The sequence below is a fragment of the Mycobacterium adipatum genome (assembly GCF_001644575.1).
In the GTDB taxonomy this organism is placed as follows: domain Bacteria; phylum Actinomycetota; class Actinomycetes; order Mycobacteriales; family Mycobacteriaceae; genus Mycobacterium; species Mycobacterium adipatum.
This window is the reverse complement of the sequence record NZ_CP015596.1, coordinates 152764-177066: the sequence shown is the minus strand read 5'-3', so window position 1 is coordinate 177066 and position 24303 is coordinate 152764. Positions and strand designations below refer to the sequence as shown.

Genomic DNA, 24303 nt, shown 5'->3' with positions numbered 1-24303 from the left:
CTTGTCAGGCCAGTGCGGTGCTCAGCATCGCCGGCAGCTGATCGGCCACCAGCGGTAGCGACAGTGGCGAGTAGAACGCGATGGCGGCCGCCAGGTCGCGGCCGGTGAACACATTGCGCGCGCCCTGCTCGGCGATGACCGGGTCGGCGGCCAGTATCGCGGTCTCCGCGTCGTCGGCGGCCCAGATCAGCACATCCGCACCGCCCAGTACCTCGGCCATCCGGTCGCGCGGCACCGTCGCGTCGACCTCCGGTATCTCGAAACCGAGCTGGGTGAGGAACTCGGTGCGCCAGCCCGCCGGGGTGGTCACCAGCTCGCCGTCGTCCAGGCTGCCCTGCAGCAGCAACGCCCGCTTGCCCTTGAAGGCCGGGGTCTCGGTGCCCAGCGTGGTGAACCGGGCGTCGATATCGGCGATGAGCTGCTGCATCTGGTCGTGCTTGAACACCGCCGCCCCGATTGCGGTGGCCTGGTCCTTCCACGGCTCGAAGAACGCGTCCTGGCCGGCCTGCGCGATGGTCGGCGCGATATCGGACAACCGGGTGTAGGTGTCCTGATCGAGCCCGGCGTTGGTGGCGATGATCAGATCCGGGTCCAGCGCGGCGATGGCCTCGACGTCGATGCCGCCGTCGAGGTTCAACACCGCGGGCTGCGCGGTGCCGAGAGCTGGAAGGGCCCACGGCCACACCGCGAACGGCTGGCCGCCGAACCACTCGGTGACCGCGATCGGGACCACACCCACGGCAAGCAGACAATCCTGTCCGGTCAGGCCCGCGCTGATCACCCGGGTGGGCGGCGCGGGAACCCTGGTCTGACCGAAGGCGTGATCCACGGTGACGGAGCCGTCCTCGGCGATGGCGCCGGGCGGTTCCGATCGGCAGGCGGTCACCGCGGCCGCGGAGCCGGCGGCAAGCGCCAAGAGGAAACTACGCCGGGACCAGGTTGTCGGCACGCCGTGAGCGTAACCGCTGATCGCATCGCAGCGGCAGTGTCAGAGCCGGCTCAGGCCACGTAGCAGCACCGCAAGGCCGAACTCGAAGGCGTCCTCGGCGCGATCCGCCCTGGCGGTCCCGGTTGCCAGCGCGGCGGCCAGCTCCGGCCCGGCGTCGGCAGCGTTGCCCCATGGTTCCGCGGGTGCGGCGGCATCGAGGGCGGAGCCGAGGACGAAGCTGTCGATGAGCGTGATGATGCGCAGGGTGTCCTCGGCGGTGAAGCCGGCCCGGGTGAGCGTGACGGCCAGCGCGTCGTACATCGCGACGGCCTGACGGCTGCCGACCGGATAGGCGGTCATCAGCGGGATCAGCCGGGGGTAGCGCGCATAACTGCGGTAGTAGGACCGCGCGATCTCGGCGACCACGTCGATCCACGGGCCGCCGAGGTCGGGGAGTCGTACCTCGCTCATGGCCTTCTCGCGCAGCAGTTCGACGATCTGTTCGCGCCCGGAGACGTGGTTGTACAGCGACGAGGGGCTGACCTTCAGCCTGCGCGCCAATTCCGGAATGGTGAATGCGCCCGTTGAGTTGACGAGATCCATTGCGGCCCCGGCAATCAGATCGCAGGACAGGATTGCCACCTTCGGTCGTCCCATGCTTTTTCTCCTGTACCGCTTGCGCAAACGTGGGTTGGGTCACACAATAAACGAATTGCATTCGTTTTAGGAGTATGGACATGCGCACCCTGATCGCCGGAGCCGCCGCACCACTGTCCCGTTCGCACGCCTCGCAGCGGCCGCCGCTGCGGGTGGGTCTGATTCAGCACCGCTGGCGTCCGGACGCCGCCGAGTTGGCCCGGGTGCTGCGCGACGGGATCGACCGGGCCGCGGGTGAGGGTGCCACCGCGGTGTTCCTGCCCGAGATCACCCTGCTGCGCTACCCCGCGGACACCCCGGCCGGGCCGAACCCGGGTGCCGGTGCCGAGGATCTCACCGGTGGGCCGACCTTCGCGCTGGCGGCCGAGGCGGCCCGTGCCAACGGAATCTTCGTGCACGCCTCGCTCTACGAGAAGGCTCCGGCGGCAGACGGTTTGGGCTTCAACACCGCGATCCTGGTGTCGCCGTCCGGCGAGCTGGTGGGCCGTACCCGCAAGATGCACATCCCCATCTCGGCGGGCTACTACGAGGACACCTACTTCCGTCCGGGTCCCCCCGGGGATGCCTATCCGGTGTACGCCCCCGAGGGCCTGGGCGCGCGCATCGGCATGCCCACCTGCTGGGACGAATGGTTTCCCGAGGTCGCCCGCTCCTACTCGCTGGGCGGCGCCGAGATCGTGGTCTACCCGACCGCCATCGGGTCCGAACCGGTGTTCCCCGACCTGGACACCCAGCCGCTGTGGCAGCAGGTGATCGTGGCCAACGGCATCAGCAGCGGCCTGTTCATGGTGGTCCCCAACCGCACCGGCAACGAGGGGGCGCTGTCGTTCTACGGTTCGTCGTTCATCTCCGACCCGTACGGCCGGGTCCTGGTGCAGGCACCGCGGGACGAGGAGGCGGTGCTGGTCGCCGACCTGGACTTGGATCAGCGCAGGGACTGGCTGGAGCTCTTCCCGTTCCTGCTGACCAGGCGCCCGGACAGCTACGGCGGGCTGACCGCCGCGGTGGACGCGCAGCGTCCGTACGGTGAAGGTCACCAGGCGACGGCGGTCGTCAAGTGAGCTCCTATTTGATGCCCGCCGAGGGTGCGGCACAGGACCGGGTGTGGATGGCCTACCCGTCGGCGGGTTACTCACTCGGCGGGACCGCCGCCGAACAGCACGAGGCACGCAGCACCTGGGCGGCGGTGGCGCACGCGATCGCCGAGTTCGAGCCGGTGACGCTCCTGGTGGATCCCGGGGAGCTCAGCGCCGCCAAACGTTATGTGTCCCAGGACATCGAGATCGTGGAAGCACCGCTCAATGATGCCTGGATGCGTGACATCGGCCCGACGTTCGTGCACGCCGCGGACGGGTCGGTGGCCGCGGTGGACTGGGTGTTCAACGGATGGGGAGGCCAGGACTGGGCGCGCTGGGATCGTGACGCGAAGGTCGGCGCACTGATCGCCGAGATCGCCGGGGTACCGCTGGTGTCCTCACCCCTTGTCAACGAGGGTGGCGGAATCCAGGTCGATGGGCGCGGCACCGTGCTGGTCACCGACACGGTGCAGCTGGATCCGGGCCGCAACCCGGGTCTGAGCAGATCGGACGTCGAGGCAGAACTCGCCCGCACCATCGGAGCCGCCGAGGTGGTGTGGCTGCCGCGTGGACTGACCCGTGACTCGGAACGTTTCGGTACTCGCGGCCACGTCGACATCGTGGCCGCGTTCACCGCGCCGGGCCGCCTGCTGCTGCACACCCAGACCGCCGATCAGCATCCGGATACGCTGGTGTGCAAGCAGTTACGCGAGTTGCTTGCCGACAGTTTCGAGATCGTGGAGATGCCTGCCCCGGATGTGCTCACCGACGACGAGGGCTACGTCGACTACAGCTATATCAATCACCTGGTCGTCAACGGCGCGGTGATCGCCTGCAGCTTCGGTGACCGCCGCGACGCCGATGCTGCGGCCATTCTCGCCGAGCAATATCCGGGTCGCACGATCGTCTCGGTCGACGCGCGCCCGTTGTTCGCCCGCGGTGGCGGTATCCATTGCATCACCCAACAGCAACCGTCGGCGGCGGAGGCGGCACGGTGAGCACCCTGTTCAGCGGTGGCACGATCTGGACGGCTGCCGGCACCACCGATGCGCTGTTGGTCGCCGACGGCGTGGTGGCGGCGGTCGGTGCACAGGCCCGCGTGGGGCACGCCGATGACCGCGTCGACCTCGGCGGCGGATTCCTGATGCCTTCGTTCGGCGACGGGCACGCCCATCCGCTCTACGGCGGGCTGGAATCGGTGGGGCCCCAGGTGCGCTCGTGCGGTTCGGTCGACGAGATCGTCGCCGAGGTCAAGACATACGCCGATGCCCACCCGGACCAGGACTGGATTGTCGGCGCCTCCTACGACGGCAGCCTGGTCGAGGGCGGACTCTTCGATGCCCGCTGGCTCGACGCCGCGGTCCCCGACCGGCCGGTGGTGCTGCGGGCCTGGGACTACCACACCTTCTGGGTGAACTCGGTGGCCCTGGATCGTGCCGGCATCACCGCGCAGACCCCCGATCCGGTGCTCGGCGAGATCCCGCGCCGCGCAGACGGTTCGGTGCTCGGCACGCTGCGCGAATGGGGTGCCACCGATCTGGTCGCCGCGGTGATGCCCGCGCGCGATGAGTCCGTGCGCATCGCCGCGCTCGGTACCGCGGCGGACTACTACCTGGCGCGTGGGGTGACCTGGGTGCAGGACGCGTGGGTCGAGCCCGATGATGTCGACACCTACATCGCGGCGGCTGCCGCCGACGCCCTGCGGATGCGGTTCAATCTGGCGTTGTACGCCGACCCCCGGCATTTCGACACCCAGGTCACACGGTTCGCCGATGCCCGCGAGCGGGTCCGGGCCGCCGGCTCCCCGCTGCTGTCGGCCAATACGGTGAAGTTCTTCGCCGACGGAGTCGTGGAGAACGAGACGGGCGCCCTGCTGCAGCCGTATTGTTCCGGGCTGCACAGTCACGGCATGCAGCTGTGGGAGGGCGACGGGTTGGCCCGTGCCGCGCAGCGGGTCGATGATCTCGGGTTGCAGATCCACATCCATGCCATCGGGGATGCCGCGGTGCGCCAAGCCCTCGATGCCATCGAACACGTGGTCCGCGCCAACGGCCCCCGCGATCGCCGTCCGGTCATCGCGCACGCGCAGTTGGTCGACGATGCCGATCTCGGCCGGTTCGCAGAATTGGGCGTCATCCCGAACATGCAGCCGCTGTGGGCGCAGCTGGATGCGTTGATGACGGTGCTGACCGTGCCCCGCCTGGGCGCCGCACGGTCCGAGCAGCAGTACCGCATCCGATCTCTGGAAAAATCCGGGGCTGCATTGGCTTTCGGATCGGACTGGCCGGTGTCCTCGGGTGCGCCGCTGGACGGGATTGCGGTCGCGGTGTCGCGACAGACCGAGGACGGCACGCCCCCCGGTGGCTGGACGCCGCAGGAGATTCTGCCGATCGAGGCCGCGCTGACCGCCTATACGGCGGGCGTCGCACATCAGGCGTTCGCTGAATCAGACTGGGGCCGGCTGATTCCCGGGGCCAGTGCCGATCTGGTGTGGCTGGACGCCGACCCCACCGCCACGGCGGCGGCCGAGCTGCCGTCCATCACCGTCCGGGCCACCTACCTGCGCGGTCAACAGGTCTACATGAGGGAAGGGTAACCCGATGTCCTTGTCCGGCAACGATACCGAGGGTGCGTTGAAGCGTGTTCTCGGCCTGCCCTCCCTGGTGCTCTTCGGTCTCGTCTATATGGTGCCGCTCACCGTGTTCACCACCTACGGCATCGTCACCGAAACCACTGGCGGCCGCCTGCCACTGGCCTATGTGGTGACCCTGGTCGCGATGGTGTTCACCGCGCGGTCCTACGCCAGGATGGCCACCGCGTTCCCGGTGGCAGGCTCGGCATACACCTACACGCAGCGGACATTCGGCGCGCCGACCGGCTTTCTGGCCGGGTGGGCGCTGCTGTTGGACTACCTGTTCCTGCCGATGATCAACTACCTGGTCATCGGCATCTATCTGGAAGCGGCCGTTCCCGCCCTGCCGGCCTGGGTGATCATCGTGGTCACCATCGCGATCGTCACGGTGCTCAACATCGTCGGCATCGTCTCGGTGGCGCGGGCCAATGCCCTCATCATCGCGATCCAGGCCATCTTCATCGTGGTCTTCGCGGTGTTGGTGGTCGCATCGTTGTCAGGACGTGGCACCGTGGATCTGGCGGCCCCGTTCACCGGTGACGGTTCGGCCGGCGGCCTGGGTCCGGTCTTCGCGGGGGCGGCCATCCTGTGCCTGTCATTCCTGGGCTTCGATGCCGTGTCGACGCTGTCAGAGGAAGCCAAAGACGCCAGGCACAGCGTGCCGAGGGCGATCATGATCGCCACCGTGGCGTCCGGTTTGATCTTCATCCTGCTGTCCTATCTGGGACAGCTGGTGTTCCCCTCCAACGAGTTCGCCGATGTCGACTCCGGCTCGCTGGAGGTGATGGTGGCCGCCGGCGGTGACTTCCTGGCGACCTTCTTCACCGCGGCCTACGTGGCCGGTGCGCTGGGATCGGCGATCACCTCGCAGGCGTCGGTGGCCCGGATTCTCTACGCGATGGGCCGTGACGGCATCCTTCCGCGGGCGCTGTTCGGGCATGTCTCGCCACGCTTCGCGACACCTGTTTACGCGATCCTGGTGGTGTCGGCGGTGTCGCTGCTGGCTGTCGTGATCGACCTCGCGACGCTGGCGTCACTGATCAGTTTTGGTGCGCTGGTGGCCTTCTCGGTGGTGAACCTGTCGGTGATCAAGCACTACTTCGTCGATCTGCGCGAGCGTGCGGGTGGGCAGGTCATCGGCAATCTGATCCTGCCGTTCATCGGGTTCGCGCTGACACTCTGGCTGTGGACCAGCCTGTCGGTGATGACGCTGGTCACCGGATTGATCTGGCTGGCGGTGGGTTTCGCCTGGCTGCTCGGTGTGACGCGGCTCTTCCGCCGGCCCACTCCCACCTTGGATCTCAAGGAGTAGGCCGGCGGGGCACCTCAGACCAGCGTGACGGTCACGTCGATGTTTCCGCGAGTCGCCTTGGAGTAGGGGCAGGTCTGGTGGGCGGCATCGACAATGGCCTGCGCGACATCGCGTTCGACACCGGGCACACTGACGTTGAGCCGGGCCGCGAGCCCGAACGCGCCGTCGTTGTTCAACAGGTCGACCTGTGCATCGACCGCGGTCTCGGTGGGTAGCTTAACCTTGTGCGCCGCGGCTGCCACACCCATGGCGCCGATGAAGCAGGCGGACCAGCCGGCGGCAAAGAGTTGTTCGGGGTTGGTGCCGTTACCGGCAGCGCCGGGCGGGGTGAGCTGGATGTCCAGGTTGCCGTCCGAGCTGTAGGACTCGCCTTGGCGGCCACCGGTGGTGTGGGTCTCGGCGGTGTACAGAACGGTCATGACGTGCTCCTTGCGCTCATTCGCCCCCGTGGTCGGGCGCGACTGCTCGGTAGAACCGCGACCGTTTTTGTTTCATTCCCGATTAAATCGGACGCGCTATAATAGCTTCATGAAGGCTGGCGTGCCCCCACTGTCCGATTTCCTGTGCTTCGCCGTGTACTCGGCCAACCTGGCCTACGGCAAGGCCTACAAGCCGATTCTGGACGAGATCGGTATCACCTACACCCAGTACCTCGCGATCGTCGCACTGTGGGAGGAAGATCATCAGACCGTCGGCGGGCTGGGGGACAAGCTGTTCCTGGAGTCCAACACCCTGACGCCCATCCTCAAGCGGCTCGAGGCGATGGGATACCTGACCCGGCGGCGGTCCGCCGAGGATGAGCGCCAGGTGCTGATCAGCCTGACCGACGCCGGCCGGGCGTTGCGTGAACAGGGCCTGGAGATGGACCTGGTGGCCGCGACCGGGTTGTCGCCCGAGGAGTTCTCGGCGATGCGGCGCGGGATCGTCAAACTGCGGGACAACCTGCGTGAACATGCTCGCGAAAATGCTCACGGCCGGTGACGCTCGGGCATACTTCTCGGGTGACCGACACCGAGGTGCTCGTCGCGGGCGCCGGCCCGGTCGGGTTGACCGCCGCCATCGAGCTCGCCCGGCGCGGCGTGGCCGTCCGGATCATCGATCCGCTGCCCGAACCGCCTCAGTATGCCAAAGCCGTTGGTGTGCAACCCCGTACACTCGAAATCTTCGAGCGCATGGGCATTGTGCGACAGATTCTCGACGCGGCCGTGCACTTCCGCGGTCAGATCATCTACGTCAACGGTGAACGTGGCGGGCAGGTCGATTTCACCCTGCCCGAGGATGTGCCGTTCGGCTTCATCGGGCTCCCGCAGTACAGCACGGAGCGCGTGCTGCGCGAGGAACTGGGCACCCGGGGTGTTCGGATCGAGCGCGGGGTGCGGTTGGCCGGCTTCGGGCAGAACGCCGATGGTGTCACCGCCACCCTGGACGGCGCGGACGGGCGGCAGACGATCCGGACCCGGTACCTGGTCGGCGCCGACGGCGCCCATTCCGTGGTCCGCAAGACCCTCGGTCTGACCTTCGAGGGCGCGGCATTCGAGGAGCAGTACATGCTCGGCGATGTCGAGGTCGACTGGTCGCAGCCACCGGGCTACGCCATCCGGGCGATGCACCAGACCGACGGGACGATCGACGACCTGTTGGTGTGCATCCCGTTGCCCGGTCGGGGGCGCTACCGGATGTCGATGCTGGTACCCCCGGACCTATCCACCCAGGCCTCCGGTGAAGTGCAACACGGGTTCGAGGGTGGTCATTCGCCGGAGCTGCAGCACATCCAGGCGGTGCTCGACAGGCTCTCACCCGAACCCACGACCGCACGAAACCTGCGCTGGTCCTCGGTGTTCCGGATCAGCCACCGCATCGTCGACGCGTACGGCGTCGGCCGGGTGTTCGTTGCGGGCGATGCCGCGCACATCCATCCGCCCACCGGGGCGCAGGGCATGAATACCGGCATCCAGGACGCCCATAACCTGGCCTGGAAGCTTGCTCTTGCCGTCAACGGCGATGCTGCCGACGGATTACTCGGCAGCTATGACGCCGAACGTCGGCCCGTGGGTGAGGAAGTGGTGGGCCGCACGGTCCGCAGTGCGCGCGAGGGTATCGGTGCCGATTCCGACGATCCCGCTTTCGTGATCCGACGCGAGGCGCAACTGTTGGTCGATTACGCCGACAGCCCCATCGTGTCCGAGGGTGCCGGTGCCCGTGCGCCCGATGCCCGCGGACTGACCCGGGCGGCCGCAACCGATCCGGTGCGGCTGTACACCGTGCTTGCCGGTACCCGCCATACGTTGGTGTTGTATGCCGATGTGTCAGCGGATTTCGATCTGCTGGAGGTGGTGGCCGCGGCCGCGCAGGACGCGGCGCACGGGTTGATCGATGTCTATGTGGTCGCCGCCCCCGATGTCGACGGCGACGCAACGGTGCTGCCGCTGCTGCACGACGCCGAGGGTGATTTCGCCAGGGCCTATGGTGTCGCCGGGATCACCGCGTTTGTGGTGCGCCCCGACGGGCAGCTCGGCTATGTCGGCCCGGCAGCAGCCGATTCGCTGACCGGGTATCTGAAGCGGACGTTCCGCTAGGGCACCAACTGCACCTTCAGGTGATCCCCAGCTCGCGACATCGCCGCGTCATACCCGGCGGAGGCGTCATCCAACGGCATTGTGGTGGTGAATATCCCATCGGTATTCAACCGACCGGACTGTAGCAGTGGCACCAGTTCGGGCCAGGTCTGCTGCACCGGTGCGGTGGTCAGCCGGATGGTGAGGCTTCGGATCAGGCAGGCCAGCGCAGGCAGCGGATACGGCTGCAGGTCGTGCACACCGACGATGGACACCGTGCCGCCGGTGCGCACGGCGTCGAGCGCGTCGTTGATCGAGGTGTCGGTGCCGACCGCGTCGATGACGGCGTCCACGCCGAGACCGCCGGTTGCCTCCCGGATGGATTGCGCCCCCGGCGGGGCCACGGGCACCGCGCCGGCGGCCTGCGCGCGGTCGCGCCGCGTCTGCACCGGGTCGACGGCGTACACGGTGGCCGCGCCGAGGGTCAGCGCGCTGCGCAGCGCGCACATGCCGACCGCGCCCAGACCGACGATCGCGACCGACCCGCCCAACGGGATATCGGCGCGCTTTGCTGCCGCCCAACCGGTGGCCAGATTGTCGGTGAGCAGCAGCGCCTGTTCGGTGCTGATCCCGTCGGGCAATGCGAGCAGCTGGAAGTCCGCGGCCGGAACCGCGAGCAGTTCGGATTGCGCGCCGCCCAGCACGCCGGAGCCGAAGATCTGCGGGCCGTGCACACAGCGGATCGGATCACGGGTGGCACAACCGGCGCACCGTCCGCAGCCGGCGACGGAGGACACCAGTACCCGGTCGCCGACGCTGAAACCTACGACCTGGGAACCGGTTTCGACTATCGTGCCGATCGCCTCGTGCCCGAGGGCGACCGGCTCGAAGAGGGGATAGTGCCCTTCCAGGAAGTGCAGGTCGGATCCGCAGATGGCGGCGGACTCGACTTTCACGATGGCGCCGTCGGCTCCGGGCAGTTCCGGATCGGGCCGGTCTTGCACACTGATTGCCCCGCTGGCATCGACCATCACCGAACGCATGCTCATTCCTCCCGGAAGTCCGACCAGACGGGTTCGTACACGGCGGCGTGATAGGTGCTCAGCCGCCACGGGCTGACGGTGTGGATTTCGCCGTCGGCGTTCTTGAAATAGGAGTGTGTGATCGACGGGTGCGCCCACACGGTCTTGCGGATCGCCTCCTGCGAGCGTCGGTGCCATTCGGCGGTCGGCTCCGGGCGCGGCTCCAGGGTGCGCAGGTTCTTCTCGATCAGGCGTTCCAGACACTGGTTGATATAGCGCATCTGTAGTTCGGAGTTCAGGATCAGGCTGCCGCCGTGGGCGAGGTGCGCACCCGGGCCGTAGGTCATGAAGAAGTTCGGGAAGCCGGGCACCGTGATGCTGCGGTACGCGTACGGTCGGCTGCCCCAGACCTCGTGTAGGTCGGCGCCGTCACGGCCGGTCACCGTCATCGGGAACAGCACCTCGGTGGCGCGGAAACCCGTGGCGTACAAGATGATATCGGCCGGGTATTCGGTCCCGTCGGCGGTGACGACCCCGGTCGGGGTGATCCGTTCGATGGGGTTGCGGACCAGCTCGACATTGTCCCGCTTGAGCGTGTTCAGCCAGCTGCCGTTGTCCTGCAGGGTGCGTTTTCCGGTCGCGGGATAGTCCGGCAGCACCTTGGCCAGCAGGTCGGGATCGTCGCCGACCTGGGTGGTGATCCAGTCGGTGAACATGATCCGCGCGATGGCGTTGATCTCGCTGACCGCGTTGCCCTGGTCCGCATAGTCCGGGTCGACGATCGCGGCGTCCAGGCCCTTGTCGGCGCCGGGCCACAGCAGGAGGAAGCGGTACCAGCGGCCGTAGTAGGGCAGATGCTCCATGGCCCAGCGCACGCCATCGGCCACGGGCTCGTGGTACATCGGGTTGGGGAACATCCATTGCGCGGTGCGTTGGAACACCGTGAGGTGCTCGACCGTGTCGGCGATGGCCGGGGCGATCTGGAATCCGCTGGCGCCCGCGCCGATGAGCGCGACGCGTTTCCCGGTGACATCGACGCTGTGATCCCACGCCGCGGAGTGAAAGGCCGGTCCGGTAAAGGTTTCCGCGCCCGGGAATTCCGGGATGCTCGGCCGGTTGAGCTGGCCGACGGCGGTGATGACGGCGTTGGCGGTGAAGCTCCCGTTCCCGGTGTCGACCGTCCAGGCCGCACCGTCCCAGCGCAGGGAGCGCACCTCGGTGTTGAACCGGATGTGCGGGCCGAGCTCGTGGCGATCCACCACATCGGCGAAGTACCGGCGCAGCTCGGGCTGTTCGGCGAAGAAGTGGTCCCAGTGGTTGCTGGGTTCGAAGCTGTAACAGTAGAAGTGGTTCGCGACATCGACGCGGGCGCCGGGATAGCTGTTCTCCCACCAGGTTCCACCGGGGCCGGAGTTCTTCTCCAGGATGGTGAAGTTGATACCGGCCTGCTTGAGCCGCACGCCGGCCAGCACCCCGGATTCGCCGGCGCCGATGACGATGACATGGAAGTCCCCGGGATCTTCGAGTGCGGTGGGCCTTCGCGGGTCGACGCCGTCGAGGTCCAACTCCTCCAGGACCAGTGGCAGGTTGTCCTCGCCGACGTGTTCGCAGGCCGCCCAGTCGAGCATTTCCTCGACCAGTTCAGGGGGCAGCGGGTCGGGGACCGGGCAGCCGGCATCGCGGTAGCCGGCGATGATCGGCAGCGCCTCGGCGCGGGCGCGGGCCTTGTCCTCCTCGGACATGAATCCCTGTACCTCGTTGAGGAACAGCCCGGCCTGCTTGTAGTCCCGAATGAACCGCGGGTCGCCGGTGATGTGCACCAACGACAACAGCAGCGTCGGGATGCTGACCTGCTCCAACGCCGCGGCGATCTCGGCGTCGGGGGTGTCGAACGGGCTGCCGGCGTGGAAGCTGCGCGTCACGGATAGTTACGCTACGGCGCGTTGCGGAATAGGGCAAGGGGTGTGCGTGGGCTCGTGTCGATTCTCAAACTGCGTGGCGGTGCCTCATTTGAGATGGCGGAAAATGGCGGCGCCGCCAGATGGATGAGAAAGTGCTTAGCCGACCTTGGTGATGCGCAAGGCTTCTGCCGAACGCTATTCGCGCTGTCTAGATCTTCGCTGCAGAGCCCGTCGCGGGGCGCACCTTTCCGATAAAATACTTCGTCCTCTATGCGGAATACGAAGCGCTACGTCGACGTATCGAGGAACTCACCATGGTGCGTTCGTCCTCGTTCCGAGGTGCTGTCGACAGAATAGGCGGTGTTGTCGTCGTCGTGACCACGGCGGCCGGACCTATCCCGATTTTGATCTAGCGCGAGCACTACTGCACCAACAACCGTCATCAGCTGTCGTGGGTCGGATTCTCGTCAACGAGGGGACTGCCCCGAGTTCAGTTGACTCGCGGGGTGTGAATTTCAGGCCGCGGTTGCGACTGGTGTGTGGAGCAGTTCGAACTCTATCGGGGTGAGCCTGCCGAGGGCGCGTTGGCGCCGGCGGCGGTGGTAGGTCCGCTCGATCCAGATGACGATCGCCATCCGGAGTTCGGCGCGGGTTGTCCAGCGTCGTCGGTCCAGGACGTTGCGTTGCAACAGGGCGAAGAACGACTCCATGGCTGCGTTGTCTCCGCAGGCACCGACACGGCCCATCGATCCGTGTAATCCGTTGTGTGACAGCGCGTGGACGAACTTTCGCGATCGAAACTGGCTACCCCTGTCGGAGTGGACAATCGCCGCAACCGGTGAGCGCAGCGCCACAGCGTGGTCCAGCGCCGCCACGGCCAACGACGACTTCATTCGGGAGTCGAGCTGTCAGCGGCCACGCCGGTGTGGGAACTCGTTGTGCTGCAGACGATCATGATGGTGGGACTGTCGATGATGTTCACCCCGCTGATGACCGATGCGCTCAGCGCACTGCCCGATCGGCTGTACTCCCACGGCAGCGCCATCATGACGACCCTGCAGCAGGTCGCGGGAGCGGCGGGCACGGCGCTGTTCGTGACAGTCATGTCCAGGGCCTCCGCATCGGGCGGAGCCCCGGACATGCCGGGTGTGCACGCGGCCTTCCTGGCGGCCGCGGTGATCGGAGCTGTCGCCGTCGTCGGGGCTTTCTTCACCGAGACGCGCTCGTTGCTCGCCGGCGTGACACCCACGCAGTAGCGCCGTCCGCGGTTACGCCAGCAGGCGGTCGTCGTCCTGCGCATGCTGGGCGGTGTCGTCGACACGCGCGCTGACGTGATCCCACTGCAGTCGCACCTCGGTGCCCGTTGACATCGAGTCGACCACGCTGCGGTCCGTGAGCGCCCGCATCAACATTGTTCCGCGGCCACGTCCGGGATTCGGGGCGATCGCGGGGTCCTTGACATGCCAGCGGCCTTCGTCGGTGATCCATACCGTCAGCGTGGCCAGTTCCGGATCATGTTCGGCCCGGGCATGCATCGGCCCGGGCTGTGAAGAACTGATGTAGGCGTGTTCGGCGGCGTTGGCCAGGGCTTCGTTGACGGCCAGCACGATATCGCTGGTCTTCTCCGGGTCCAGCACCAGATGCTGTGTCAGCCAGGCGGCGAAGTCGTCGCGGATTTGCACGGCATGCGTCATCGTGGCAACCACCCCGGTGCGGGAGAAGGTCGCACGCTGTTGCGCTTGCTCATCCATGACACGTGCACTTTACCCATTCTCGTCGCCGATCAATCCGGGACAGGGTCAACGGTCCGCCCCGATCTGGCAAACACGCGTGCGCGCGGCACAGGCAAGCCCGAGCGTGACACGCGCATGATGGTGTGATGGCAACCGATTCACTGAGCGACGATGTCATCAGGTTCCTGTCGGAAGGGACCCGCACCGGCAAACTCGGGTATGTGGCAGCCGACGGCCGTCCGCTGGTCGCCCCCGTCTGGTTCCTGGTCGAGGATGGCCGGCTGGTCTTCAACACCGGGCTGGACACCGCCAAGGGCCGCGCGCTGCAGCGTGATCCTCGGGTGGTGCTCGTCGTCGATGACGAGCACCCACCGTTCTCCTTCGTCCAGGTGCAGGGCACAGCGGAAATCAGCGTCGACGACCCGGATCTGCGTGGGACCGCCACCCGAATCGCGGCCCGCTACATGGGCGCCCACCGCGCCGACGAGTACGGCGCGCGCAACGGTGTCCCCGGTGAACTCGTCGTCCGCATCACACCGCAGAAGGTGATCGCCGCCTTCGACGTCGCCGACTGACCGCGGAGCGGAACTCTCTGTAGCGTTGTCGACAGCACGTTTCCGTGCCGCAGATAACGGCAATACCAGCAGCGGCCGGCCTGCGGCTGCGCGAGACTTAGGGAGGAGTCAGATGTCGACACACGCGGCTGAGCCGTCCGAAGCTGCCTCCACGTCACCGGACCCCAAACTCGAAGACCAGGTCAACGAACCTGCCGAGATCACCTTCGACGAGCATCTGCACCCGGCGCGCCCCAAAGTTCTGCGGTTCCGCCCGCGTGTGCGCACCCCGTTCGTGCGGCGATCGCTTGCCCAGGACGGCCCGCCGACCGGAGAGAACCAGGCCTATGTCTCGTGGCTGCTGTCGCAGTCGATGCTCGCCGATGCCAATGAGATCAGCCAGCAATTCTCGGGACAGGGCTCGATGTGGCAGAACCCGTTTGCCCGCCCGAACCCGCGCACCGCGGTCGAGACCGCGTCGGTGTGGTTCACCGCCTATCCGCTGTCGCTGATCACCCGTCCGGACGAGTCGTTTCTCAAGGCGATGGCCGATGAAGCCCTGTGGAAGGCGTTCGCGGAGATAGGCATCCAGGCCGTGCACACCGGCCCGGTGAAGAGGGCGGGCGGGATCTCCGGCTGGCAGCTGACGCCGAGCGTCGATGGCCACTTCGATCGCATCAGCACTCAGATCGATCCGGCCTTCGGATCCGAGGAAGAGTTCCGCCAGATGTGTGGAACCGCCAATTGGTACGGCGGCACCATCATCGACGACATCGTCCCCGGGCACACCGGCAAAGGCGCAGACTTCCGGCTGGCGGAGATGAAGTACGCGGACTACCCGGGCATCTATCACATGGTCGATATCGATCCCCGTGACTGGGAGCATCTGCCGCAGGTCCCGGACGGCGCGGATTCGGTGAATATCGATGCCGCCACCGAAGATTGGCTCGACAAGGCCGGCTACATCATCGGGCGGCTGCAGCGCGTCATCTTCTACGCCGAGGGCATCAAGGAGACCAACTGGAGTGTGACCCGCCCGATTGTCGGCGTCGACGGTGTCGAGCGGCGCTGGGTGTACCTGCACTACTTCAAGGACGGGCAGCCGTCGATCAACTGGCTGGATCCCAGTTTCGCCGGAATGCGGCTGGTGATCGGTGATGCGCTGCATTCATTGTCGGATCTCGGCACCGGCGGGCTGCGGCTGGACGCCAACGGCTTCCTGGGCGCCGAGAAGTCCACCGAGGACGACGTGGGCTGGTCCGAGGGCCACCCGCTGTCGCAAGCGGCGAACCAATTCATCGGCAGCATGGTGCGCAAGCTGGGCGGATTCACCTTCCAGGAACTGAATCTCACCATCGACGACATCCGTGAGAACAGCATCGCGGGGCCGGATCTGTCCTATGACTTCATCAACAGGCCCGCGTACCATCACGCGTTGGCCACCGCCGACACCGAATTTCTCCGGTTGACGCTGCGCACCACCCTGGAAACGGAGATCGACCCGGCCTCACTGGTCCATGCCCTGCAGAACCACGATGAGCTGACCTACGAACTGGTGCACTGGTCGGCCGGTCACCGCGACGACGTCTACACCTACAAGGGTCACGAGATCACCGGTGAAGAACTCGGGCACAGTGTCCGCACCGATCTGATCGAGGCGCTCACCGGCCCCGACGCCTCGTACAACCTGGTATTCACCACCAACGGCATCGCGTGCACCACGGCGACCGTCATCGCGGCGACGCTCGGTATCACCGACCTCGAACAGATCACCGATATCGACCGGATCCGGCGCGCCCATTTGCTGCTGGCGATGTTCAACGCCCTGCAGCCCGGGGTGTTCGCGCTGTCGGGCTGGGACCTGTGCGGCATGCTCACGCTGCCGCCTGCCGAGGTCGGTGAGCTCCTCCGGGGCGGAGACACCCGGTGGATTCACCGCGCCGCGCACGACCTGATGGGCGTGAACCCCGGTGCCTCCCACTCCAGTGCTGGAATGCCGCGCGGCACAAGTCTTTACGGATCCATCCCGGATCAACTTGCGCAGGAGACCAGCTTCTTGCGCCAGCTGCAGGCGATTTTGGCCGTGCGGACACACTTCGGCATCGCGACCAGCACCCAGATCGACATCCCCGAGGTGTCGCACCGCGGCATGCTGGTGATGGTGCATCAGCTGGCGGATCCGCACCAACTGCAGCTGACGGTCCTCAACTTCGCCAACGCCGATATCGCCGGGACGGTACGATCGGAATTCCTGCCGCCCGACGCAATCGTCTCGGATATGTTCAGCGGCAAGCACATTGCGCATGTCGATGACCTGCACAGCTTCGCGGTGGAAATGCCGGCACACCACGGCATGTCGCTGCTGGTGCAGCGGCAGCCCGTCGAGGACGAACCCGACGATCCGGACAATACGTAGATCCAGCGGTGCAGCACCGCGATGCCGGATGCGCGAGGCCAACGTCCGCGCACCGGTCCTGGCGCTACGCGTGCCGCGCCACCGCGACGATATGGGTCGCCACCGCCCGAGCGGTGACGGCGGTGCCGGCAGAGTCGTCGGGCTCGTAACGGTCGGTCGCCGCGTCGTACCGGGCCCCGGCGATCGACCCGTGGTCGGCGACCACCTCGACGATCTCGACCGGCCAGTCATGCCGGCGCAACCCGGCGGCGAAGTCCTCGGCAGCGCCGACCGGGATGACGTCGTCGGCCGTACCGACAAGAAGGGTGAACGGCGCCCGGAACGCGGACGCCGGGATGTCCGCCAGCACCGGCCCACCCGTGATCGGATCCTCGGCCATGAACGCCCCGCCCAGACAGACCGTGTGCGCGATGGTCACCCCGAATGCGTGCGCGTGCAAGGTCAATCCGGCTGCGGTGACGCCGCCCAGCGACCAACCGACGAGCACGAGTTCGGCGCCGGCGGTGGTTCGCTGCGCGAACCGCACCGACGCCAGCAGGTCCGCCCGGCCGTGGTCGGCGGCGTGGGAGTCCCAGTCCGCCGCGATGACGCCGACGCCGAGTTCGGCGATGGACTCGGCGAGCACGCGCACGGCGGCGCGGGAATCGGTTTGGGTGCCGTGCCACAACAGCACGGTCGGCCGGGACGGCTCGCCGTACAGGTCGGCCAGCCGCCCGGGGGCGTATTCGACGGTCACGCCCGGTGCGGTGTCGGACTCTGGGTGGACTCCCACTTCGACTCCAATGACCGCTGCACCGGCGCCCCGGCCGCGATCTCGGTCTGGAACGTCGCACCGTCGTCACCCTCGAAGGTCACCAGGTAGCCGGTCTCGGATTCTCCTTTGTGCACGACCTTGAACGCCTGCTCGCCGGCGCCGCGGTCGAGGGTGACGACATCACCGGGGGCGACATCGTCGATGCGACTCGTAGTAGACATGGCGAGACGGTAGCCGCATTGCGGCACCGGCAAACCTACCGCTGGTGGTGCGCCTGGCGGGGCAACCCGAACGCGAGCACCGCCGCGTCGTCCTCCACGCCGTCACCCATGCGTTCGAGCAGCCCACGCAGCGCGTCGACGATCCGGGCCGCGCTGCCCGGCGTGTGTGCGCGCACGAACCGCAGCAGCGCACCGCCGTCGTCATAGCGTTCGGTCCCGGTTCCGGTACGCGCCTCGGTCAAACCGTCGGTGTAGAGCACCAGGGTGTCACCGGGTGCCAGGTGAATGCGGGTGCTGAAAAACCGCGGTCTGGCGATCATGCCGACCGCCTGACCGCCCATGGTGTCGGCGAAGTACGCGTTGCCGTCACCGCCGAGCAGCATGGGCGGCAGGTGGCCGGCGCTGGCGAGGTCGACGTCGAAGCCGTCGCCGCTGCGCGTCAGGTTGCCGTAGACCACGGTGCACAACCTGTTGGGAGCGATGCCTATCTGCTGCAGCAGCACGGTGTTGAGATTGTTCAGGACCTGCACCGGGTCGTCGTCGGAGACCGCGGCCGAGCGCAGGACATGGCGGGTCAGAACGGTCACCACGGCGGCGTCGACGCCCTTGCCGGCCACGTCGCCGAGGAAGAACCCCCAGGTATGTGGGGACAGCGGGAACAGATCGTAGAAGTCGCCGCCGACATCGTCGGGAGACGCGGTGTGGTAATAGTCGGCGGCTTCCAATCCCTCCGGCGGGGCCAGTATCGGCGGGCGCAGCGAACCGCGCAGGGTGTTGGCGAACACCCGGGCCCGCTCCTGCTCGTGCTCGGCCCGTCGGCGTTGTGCGAGCAGTTCGCGTTCATAGGTTCGACGGTCGGTGGCGTCCACCGCGGTGACGCGCCATACCTCCGGCGAGGCGGCAGTGGCTCGTTTGACGTTGGCGGTGAGGAACATCGGCAGTCGGGACCCGTCGGCGGTCCGCATGTCGACGGTGACGCCCTTCAGGGAGCCCGTCATCCGCAGCAGCGGTACGAAGTGGGTCTCGTAGTGGATCCGCCCGCCGACCGTCAGCAGCTCGGCGAACGATGTCCCGCGCAGCGCCTGCGCCGGGCGTCCCAGCCAGCCCACCAAGGTGGCGTTGACATCCACGATCTGGCCGTCCGTGGTCAGGACCAGATGGCCCGCCGGCGCGTTGTCCCAGAAGTCTGCGTGATCGATCACGGCCGCGCCGGCGCTGCGAACGCGGCAATGGCGGTCGCGGTCGCATCCGGATCGCTGACGTGCGGGCAGTGTCCCTGTGCATCGAGGGTGACCAGCCGGCTGTCCGGAATCTGCTCGTGGACGTAGGCGCCGACCGTCCGCGGGGCGATCACGTCGTCGGCGCATTCGATGATCAGGGTCGCAACGCCGACCTTCGCCAGGTCCGACCGATTGTCGGACAGGAATGTGGTCCGGGCGAAGACCCGGGCGCAGGCCGGGTCTGTCCGGCAGAACGCGGCGTCCAGGACGGCGTGCAGATCCGGGCGCTCCGGGTTGCCCATGATGACCGGCGCCATCGCATGCGACCAGCCGAGGTAGTTGGCGTCCAGCGATTCCAGCAGCTCGTCGATATCGGCCTCGGAGAAGCCGCCCCGATAATCGCCGTCGTCCACATAACGCGGTGACGGTGTCACCATGATGAGTTTGTCGAACCGCTCGGGCGCGACGATGGCGGCCAGCGCACCGATCATCGCCGCCACCGAATGCCCGACGAACACCACGTCACGCAGATCCAGCTCACGGAGGATCTCCACCACATCCGACGCGTATCCGGACAGTTGCGAGTATTTGCCGGCATCCCAGGCGGCAGGGTCGGACGCGCCGGCCCCAACATGATCCATCAGCACGATCTGGAATCGGGAACTCAGGCGGTCGACGATGGGACGCCAGATGTTCTGGTCGCAGCCGAAACCGTGGCACAACAGCAGCACCGGCGCCCCCGCGGCGCCCACCACCTGGATGTTGTTCCGGGCCTCGACCCCCATGCTTGCAGCATAGGGCCCCCGAGCCCGGTGCCCGTCCTCAGCTGCCGGCTTGCTGGAACACCAGCACCGACCGCGCCTCGATCTGGCGCGACGCGCCCGCGGCCACCGCTTCGCCGTCGTCGTCCACGTCGGCCGCCGTGTCGATGACGGGTTGCCACGCCGCACCGAACTCCTCCGGCGGCAAGGTGAACTCGATGGGCTCGTGGTGGCCGTTGAAACAGATCACGAAGGAGTCGTCGATCACCCGTTGGCCGCGGGGGTCCAGGTCGGGAATGCCGTGGCCGTTGAGGAAGACCGCGACCGACTTGCCGAAGCCGGTGTCCCAGTCCTCGTCGTTCATCTCCGAGCCGTCGGGCCGGAACCACGAGATGTCGGGTACCCCCTCGGAGCCGCGCTGGCGGACCGGACGACCGGTGAAGAAACGGCGCCGGCGGAACACCGGATGCTCGGCCCGCAGCGCGGACAGCTTGGAGGCGAAGGCGACCAGTTCCTCGTCGGCGTTCTCCCAATCCACCCAGGTGATCTCGTTGTCCTGGCAGTAGCCGTTGTTGTTACCGCCCTGGGTGCGGCCGAGCTCGTCGCCGTGACAGATCATCGGCACGCCCTGCGACAGCAGCAGGGTCGTCAGGAAATTGCGTTCCTGGCGGGCGCGCAGCGCGGTGATCTCCGGATCATCGGTCGGGCCTTCCACACCGCAGTTCCACGAGCGGTTGTGGCTTTCGCCGTCGTTGTTGTCCTCGCCGTTGGCCTCGTTGTGTTTGTCGTTGTAGGACACCACGTCACGCAGGGTGAACCCGTCGTGGGCGATGACGAAGTTGATGGACGCGACAGGCCGGCGGGCGGTGTGCTCGTAGAGATCGGCCGACCCGGTGAGCCGGGAGGCGAACTCACCCAGACTGCCGGCCTCGCCGCGCCAGAAGTCGCGCACGGTGTCGCGGTACTTGCCGTTCCATTCCGTCCACTGCGGCGGGAAATTGCCGACCTGGTAGCCGCCGGGACCGACATCCCACGGCTCGGCGATCAGCTTGACCTGGCTGACGGTCGGATCCTGCTGCACCAGCTCGAAGAACGTCGAAAGCTTGTCCACGTCATAGAACTCCCGGGCCAGCGTGGAGGCCAGGTCGAACCGGAAACCGTCGACGTGCATCTCGGTGACCCAGTACCGCAGTGAATCCATGATCAGCTGCAACGAGTGCGGATGGCCGACGTTGAGGCTGTTCCCGGTGCCGGTGTAATCCATGTAGTAGCGCTTGTCGTCATCGACGAGCCGGTAGTAGGCGGCGTTGTCGATCCCGCGCATGGAGACCGTCGGGCCGAGATGATTGCCCTCGGCGGTGTGGTTGTAGACGACGTCCAGAATGACCTCGATACCGGCCTCGTGCAGGGTGCGCACCATCGCCTTGAACTCCTGGACCTGCCCGCCGGGGGTGGTGCTGCTGGAGTACTTGGCGTCGGGGGCGAAGAACCCGATCGTGTTGTAGCCCCAATAGTTCGACAAGCCCTTGTCGATCAGCGTGGAGTCGTTGGCGAAGTGATGCACCGGCATCAGCTCGATGGCCGTGACGCCGAGCGCCTTGAGGTGGTCGATGATCGCCGGGTGCGCGATGGCGCTGTAGGTGCCGCGCATCGCGTCCGGGATGTCCGGATGGGTTTGGGTCAGGCCCTTGACGTGCGCCTCGTAGATGAAGCTGTCGGCGTACTCGCGCTGCGGCGGGCGATCCACACCCCAGTCGAAGAACGGGTTGACCACCACCGACTTCGGCATGCTCGCGGCCGAATCCTCGTCATTGCGGCTGTCGGGATCACCGAAGTTGTAACCGAACAACGACTGATCCCAGGCGAAGGTGCCGTCGATGGCCTTGGCGTATGGATCCAGCAGCAACTTGTTCGGGTTGCACCGGTTGCCCTCGGCCGGGTCATGAGGACCGTGCACCCGGTAGCCGTAGCGCTGGCCGGGCTCGATGGTGGGCAGGAAGCCATGCCAGATGAAGCCGTCGACCTCGGGGAGCCGGTAGCGGGTCTCGGTGCCGTCGGCGTCGAACAGGCACAATTCCACCTTCTCGGCGACCTCGCTGAACAGCGCGAAGTTGGTGCCGGAGCCGTCATAGGTCGCGCCGAGGGGGTAGGCCTTGCCCGGCCACACTTCCTGGACGGGGTCCGTGGTGGTCGACGAATCGGGGGATTCCGGCATGGAGGTCCTCACTGCTCAACGGCGTACGACTGGCTTCGCAACTCGGCGGTGAGCGGCGACTGGGGGAGTACCCGGAACCACCTGATCGTATGCTGCGAGTTCGGTCACGCCCGGGCCAGGCCGGCGGTGCCGGTCTGGTCGGCGGGAACCGCGGTGACGGCTTCCAACCGCACCGCCACCCCGTTGAGCACCGACATCCCGGCCAGGGCCTCCAGATCCTCGGGCCGGTTGGAGGTCAGTTCGTTGACGTTGACGCCGGGGTTGGAGTTGGCCAGCCGCCAGCCGCCGCCGCGGTGTCCCCAGCCCTGCGGGATGGCGACGGTCCCCGGCCCGACCTCGTCGGTGATCGTCACCGGCATTTCGATCGCCCCGGTCGCCGAGACGACGCGGGCGACGTCGCCGTCGACGATCCCCGCCGCGGCGGCATCGGCGGCATTGATCCGCGCGCGCTGCGTGCGCTTGCCTTTCATCAAGGTCGGGCTGTTGTGCATCCAGCTGTTCTGGGAGCGGAGCTCACGGATCCCGATGGCCGCCAAGGGGAACTGCGGGCTCGTGCCGGGGGCGGTGCCGAGTCGGGCGACCTCGGTGGCGATCTCGCCGGGATCCAGACGCACCTTGCCGCCCTTGTGGGTCACCACATCGGCGAGCACCCCGTGGGGTGCGTGTTCGGCCAGCACGATGCCGTGCGGATTCTCCTTCAGCCGGCGCGGGTTCAGCCCGCCGCGGCGCAGGCCGTATCGGTCCCCGTACGGGCCGATACGCAGCAGCGCGTTCATCATCTTCTGCGGTGTCAACCGCAGGCCACGAGCCTCCAGCCAGCGCAGCACCGGGTTGAGCCGGGCCAGCGGGCCGGTGGCGATCAGGGAGAGGCCCATCCGCGCAGCGAGCTCTTCGAACACCTCCCACTCCGGTCGGGCCTGGCCGTAGGGTGCCAGCACCGGTTCGGCGGCCTGCAGGAACACCGTGGGGCAGCAGGCCGCGTACGCCATCGGCATATCGTCGCGCTCCAGGAAGGTCGTGCCCGGCAGGATGTAGTCGGCGTGCCGGTTGGTCTCGTTGACATATAGGTCCAACGACACCATCAGATCCAGCGTGCCCAGCGCCGCGTCGAGGGCCGCGCTGTTGGGCACCGACAGCACCGGATTGCCGGCGAACACGAACAACGCCCGCAGTTGCCCTGGCCCGGGTGTGGTGATCTCATCGGCGATCAGCGCCGCCGGGAAGGAACCGAAAACGTCTGGGAAATCGCCGATCCGGGAACGCTTGCTGTTGTAACCGAACGCGCCCGAGCGTTCCCCCATGTCCTCGACGGGGATGACCTGATGCGACATCAGTGCCCCACCCGGCCGGTCGAGGTTGCCGGTCACCACGTTCAGCGCGTCGATCAGGAAACTGACCAGGGTGCCGTGATGTCCGAGGCAGGCGCCGGTGCGCCCGTAGGCGACCGCCGTTCGGGCGGTGGCGAAGTCGCGCGCCAGCGCTCGCACGGTCTGGGCGGGCACCCCGGTGCGCAGGGCGGTGTCCTCCGGCGGAAAGTCCGCGCACAGCGCGCGCAGCGTGTCGATGCCCGTGGTCTGCGTCGCGATGGCGGTCCGGTCCTCCAGCCCCTCGGCGAACACCACGTGCAGCAGCGAGAGCATCAACCAGGAATCCGAATCGGGCCGCACCGCAACGTGTTCGTAGGCCGCCGCCGTCTCGGTGCGCCGCGGATCCACCACCAGGACACGCCCGCCGCGTTTGACGATCGCCGCCAGGTCGTCGCGGACCCGCGGCACCCGCATCGCACTGCCATGTGACACCAGTGGATTGGCGCCCAGCATGAACAGAAAGTCGGTGCGCGGCAGGTCCGGGAATGGGATCTGGGTGGCCGCGCCGTAGAGCAGCTTGCTGGCCACGTAACGACTGTTGATGTCCTGCGAGCCGGCCGAGTACAGGTGCCCGGCGCCGATCCGCTTCATGAACAGACCCGACCACAGGCTGGCTGCGTACCCGAATGCCGACGGGTTACCCAGATATTCGCCGACCGCTGCACCACCGTGGGTGTCGAGCACGGCCTGGAGTCGGTGCGCGATGTCGGCCAGTGCGGCCTCCCAGCTGACCTCGGCGAAGCTGCCGTCGGGTTGGCGGCGCAGCGGGGCGAGCACGCGGTCGGGGTCGTTCTGCACGTCGGTGAATGCGATGCCCTTGGGGCAGGCGCGGCCCTGCGACAGTGGGTGTTGCTTATCCGGTCGCAACGCGAGCAGGCGGCCGTCCTCGACGGTGGCGATCAGCCCGCACAACGGCTCGCAGATGCGGCAGTACGTGACCTTCTGTTCGACGGTCAAGAGGCCTCCTCGTGGGCTGTGA

General features: G+C 67.2%; 21 protein-coding genes and 1 pseudogene. 9 read left to right on the top strand and 13 right to left on the bottom strand.

The window, feature by feature from the left end:
- Nucleotides 1-4: 4 nt before the first annotated feature.
- Nucleotides 5-949 carry an ABC transporter substrate-binding protein gene (locus A7U43_RS00870; RefSeq protein ID WP_067990017.1) on the bottom strand — a complete coding sequence of 315 codons (945 nt, stop codon included), beginning with the start codon at nucleotides 947-949 and terminating at the stop codon, nucleotides 5-7.
- A 39-nt stretch (nucleotides 950-988) separates the two neighbouring features.
- Nucleotides 989-1585: a TetR/AcrR family transcriptional regulator C-terminal domain-containing protein gene (locus A7U43_RS00865; protein ID WP_067990014.1), complete on the bottom strand. Its 597-nt coding sequence runs from the start codon at nucleotides 1583-1585 to the stop codon at nucleotides 989-991.
- A gap of 80 nt (nucleotides 1586-1665) precedes the next feature.
- Here A7U43_RS00865 and A7U43_RS00860 point away from each other — a divergent pair, with 80 nt between their 5' ends.
- The 4 genes from A7U43_RS00860 to A7U43_RS00845 are packed head-to-tail and all read left to right on the top strand — an operon-like array spanning nucleotide 1666 to nucleotide 6605.
- Nucleotides 1666-2646, top strand: coding sequence for a nitrilase-related carbon-nitrogen hydrolase (locus tag A7U43_RS00860; RefSeq protein ID WP_068001653.1), 981 nt, complete (start codon nucleotides 1666-1668; stop codon nucleotides 2644-2646).
- Between the two features lie 11 nt (nucleotides 2647-2657).
- Nucleotides 2658-3659, top strand: a complete 1002-nt coding sequence (locus A7U43_RS00855) for an agmatine deiminase family protein (RefSeq protein ID WP_197500010.1) — start codon at nucleotides 2658-2660, stop codon at nucleotides 3657-3659.
- Nucleotides 3656-5257 carry an amidohydrolase gene (locus A7U43_RS00850; RefSeq protein ID WP_067990008.1) on the top strand — a complete coding sequence of 534 codons (1602 nt, stop codon included), beginning with the start codon at nucleotides 3656-3658 and terminating at the stop codon, nucleotides 5255-5257. The genes A7U43_RS00855 and A7U43_RS00850 overlap by 4 nt, the downstream gene beginning before the upstream one ends.
- Before the next feature lie 4 nt (nucleotides 5258-5261).
- Nucleotides 5262-6605: an APC family permease gene (locus A7U43_RS00845; protein ID WP_067990005.1), complete on the top strand. Its 1344-nt coding sequence runs from the start codon at nucleotides 5262-5264 to the stop codon at nucleotides 6603-6605.
- Between the two features lie 14 nt (nucleotides 6606-6619).
- Here the strand turns inward: A7U43_RS00845 and A7U43_RS00840 are convergent, their stop codons facing one another.
- Complete coding sequence (locus tag A7U43_RS00840) at nucleotides 6620-7024, bottom strand: organic hydroperoxide resistance protein (protein WP_067990002.1); 405 nt, start codon at nucleotides 7022-7024, stop codon at nucleotides 6620-6622.
- Nucleotides 7025-7133: 109 nt separating this feature from the next.
- Between A7U43_RS00840 and A7U43_RS00835 the strand changes: the two genes are divergently transcribed.
- Nucleotides 7134-7586: a MarR family winged helix-turn-helix transcriptional regulator gene (locus A7U43_RS00835; protein WP_067989999.1), complete on the top strand. Its 453-nt coding sequence runs from the start codon at nucleotides 7134-7136 to the stop codon at nucleotides 7584-7586.
- A gap of 20 nt (nucleotides 7587-7606) precedes the next feature.
- Nucleotides 7607-9181, top strand: coding sequence for an FAD-dependent monooxygenase (locus A7U43_RS00830; protein ID WP_067989995.1), 1575 nt, complete (start codon nucleotides 7607-7609; stop codon nucleotides 9179-9181).
- Here the strand turns inward: A7U43_RS00830 and A7U43_RS00825 are convergent.
- The 3 genes and pseudogenes from A7U43_RS00825 to A7U43_RS00815 all read right to left on the bottom strand — a co-directional run.
- Nucleotides 9178-10203, bottom strand: coding sequence for an alcohol dehydrogenase catalytic domain-containing protein (locus tag A7U43_RS00825; protein ID WP_067989990.1), 1026 nt, complete (start codon nucleotides 10201-10203; stop codon nucleotides 9178-9180). The two genes, A7U43_RS00830 and A7U43_RS00825, sit on opposite strands and share 4 nt — an antisense overlap.
- Nucleotides 10204-10205: 2 nt before the next feature.
- Complete coding sequence (locus A7U43_RS00820) at nucleotides 10206-12104, bottom strand: flavin-containing monooxygenase (RefSeq protein WP_067989987.1); 1899 nt, start codon at nucleotides 12102-12104, stop codon at nucleotides 10206-10208.
- Nucleotides 12105-12598: 494 nt separating this feature from the next.
- Nucleotides 12599-12988 (bottom strand): annotated as a pseudogene (locus A7U43_RS00815) (DDE-type integrase/transposase/recombinase); the annotation flags it as partial.
- A 33-nt stretch (nucleotides 12989-13021) separates the two neighbouring features.
- Here A7U43_RS00815 and A7U43_RS00810 point away from each other — a divergent pair.
- Complete coding sequence (locus tag A7U43_RS00810) at nucleotides 13022-13339, top strand: hypothetical protein (RefSeq protein WP_067989984.1); 318 nt, start codon at nucleotides 13022-13024, stop codon at nucleotides 13337-13339.
- 12 nt (nucleotides 13340-13351) lie between these two features.
- Here the strand turns inward: A7U43_RS00810 and A7U43_RS00805 are convergent, their stop codons facing one another.
- Complete coding sequence (locus tag A7U43_RS00805) at nucleotides 13352-13834, bottom strand: ATP-binding protein (protein ID WP_067989981.1); 483 nt, start codon at nucleotides 13832-13834, stop codon at nucleotides 13352-13354.
- A gap of 128 nt (nucleotides 13835-13962) precedes the next feature.
- Here A7U43_RS00805 and A7U43_RS00800 point away from each other — a divergent pair, with 128 nt between their 5' ends.
- Nucleotides 13963-14391, top strand: a complete 429-nt coding sequence (locus tag A7U43_RS00800; RefSeq protein WP_067989978.1) for a PPOX class F420-dependent oxidoreductase — start codon at nucleotides 13963-13965, stop codon at nucleotides 14389-14391.
- 112 nt (nucleotides 14392-14503) lie between these two features.
- Nucleotides 14504-16786, top strand: a complete 2283-nt coding sequence (treS, locus tag A7U43_RS00795) for a maltose alpha-D-glucosyltransferase (RefSeq protein WP_067989975.1) — start codon at nucleotides 14504-14506, stop codon at nucleotides 16784-16786.
- A gap of 64 nt (nucleotides 16787-16850) precedes the next feature.
- Here treS and A7U43_RS00790 read toward each other — a convergent pair whose 3' ends face one another.
- From A7U43_RS00790 to A7U43_RS00765, 6 genes are all read right to left on the bottom strand, one after another.
- The gene (locus tag A7U43_RS00790) at nucleotides 16851-17522 is read right to left on the bottom strand and encodes an alpha/beta hydrolase (RefSeq protein ID WP_067989971.1); all 672 of its coding nucleotides are present in this window, start codon (nucleotides 17520-17522) and stop codon (nucleotides 16851-16853) included.
- Nucleotides 17519-17761, bottom strand: coding sequence for a hypothetical protein (locus A7U43_RS00785; RefSeq protein ID WP_067989967.1), 243 nt, complete (start codon nucleotides 17759-17761; stop codon nucleotides 17519-17521). The genes A7U43_RS00790 and A7U43_RS00785 overlap by 4 nt, the downstream gene beginning before the upstream one ends.
- Nucleotides 17762-17796: 35 nt before the next feature.
- The gene (locus A7U43_RS00780) at nucleotides 17797-18960 is read right to left on the bottom strand and encodes a PP2C family protein-serine/threonine phosphatase (protein WP_418287705.1); all 1164 of its coding nucleotides are present in this window, start codon (nucleotides 18958-18960) and stop codon (nucleotides 17797-17799) included.
- On the bottom strand, nucleotides 18960-19766 hold the full coding sequence (locus tag A7U43_RS00775) for an alpha/beta fold hydrolase (protein ID WP_067989961.1): 807 nt from the start codon (nucleotides 19764-19766) through the stop codon (nucleotides 18960-18962). The genes A7U43_RS00780 and A7U43_RS00775 overlap by 1 nt, the downstream gene beginning before the upstream one ends.
- Nucleotides 19767-19803: 37 nt before the next feature.
- Nucleotides 19804-21957, bottom strand: a complete 2154-nt coding sequence (gene glgX / locus A7U43_RS00770; RefSeq protein ID WP_067989958.1) for a glycogen debranching protein GlgX — start codon at nucleotides 21955-21957, stop codon at nucleotides 19804-19806.
- Nucleotides 21958-22061: 104 nt separating this feature from the next.
- Nucleotides 22062-24281, bottom strand: coding sequence for a molybdopterin-dependent oxidoreductase (locus tag A7U43_RS00765; RefSeq protein ID WP_067989954.1), 2220 nt, complete (start codon nucleotides 24279-24281; stop codon nucleotides 22062-22064).
- Nucleotides 24282-24303: the final 22 nt, after the last annotated feature.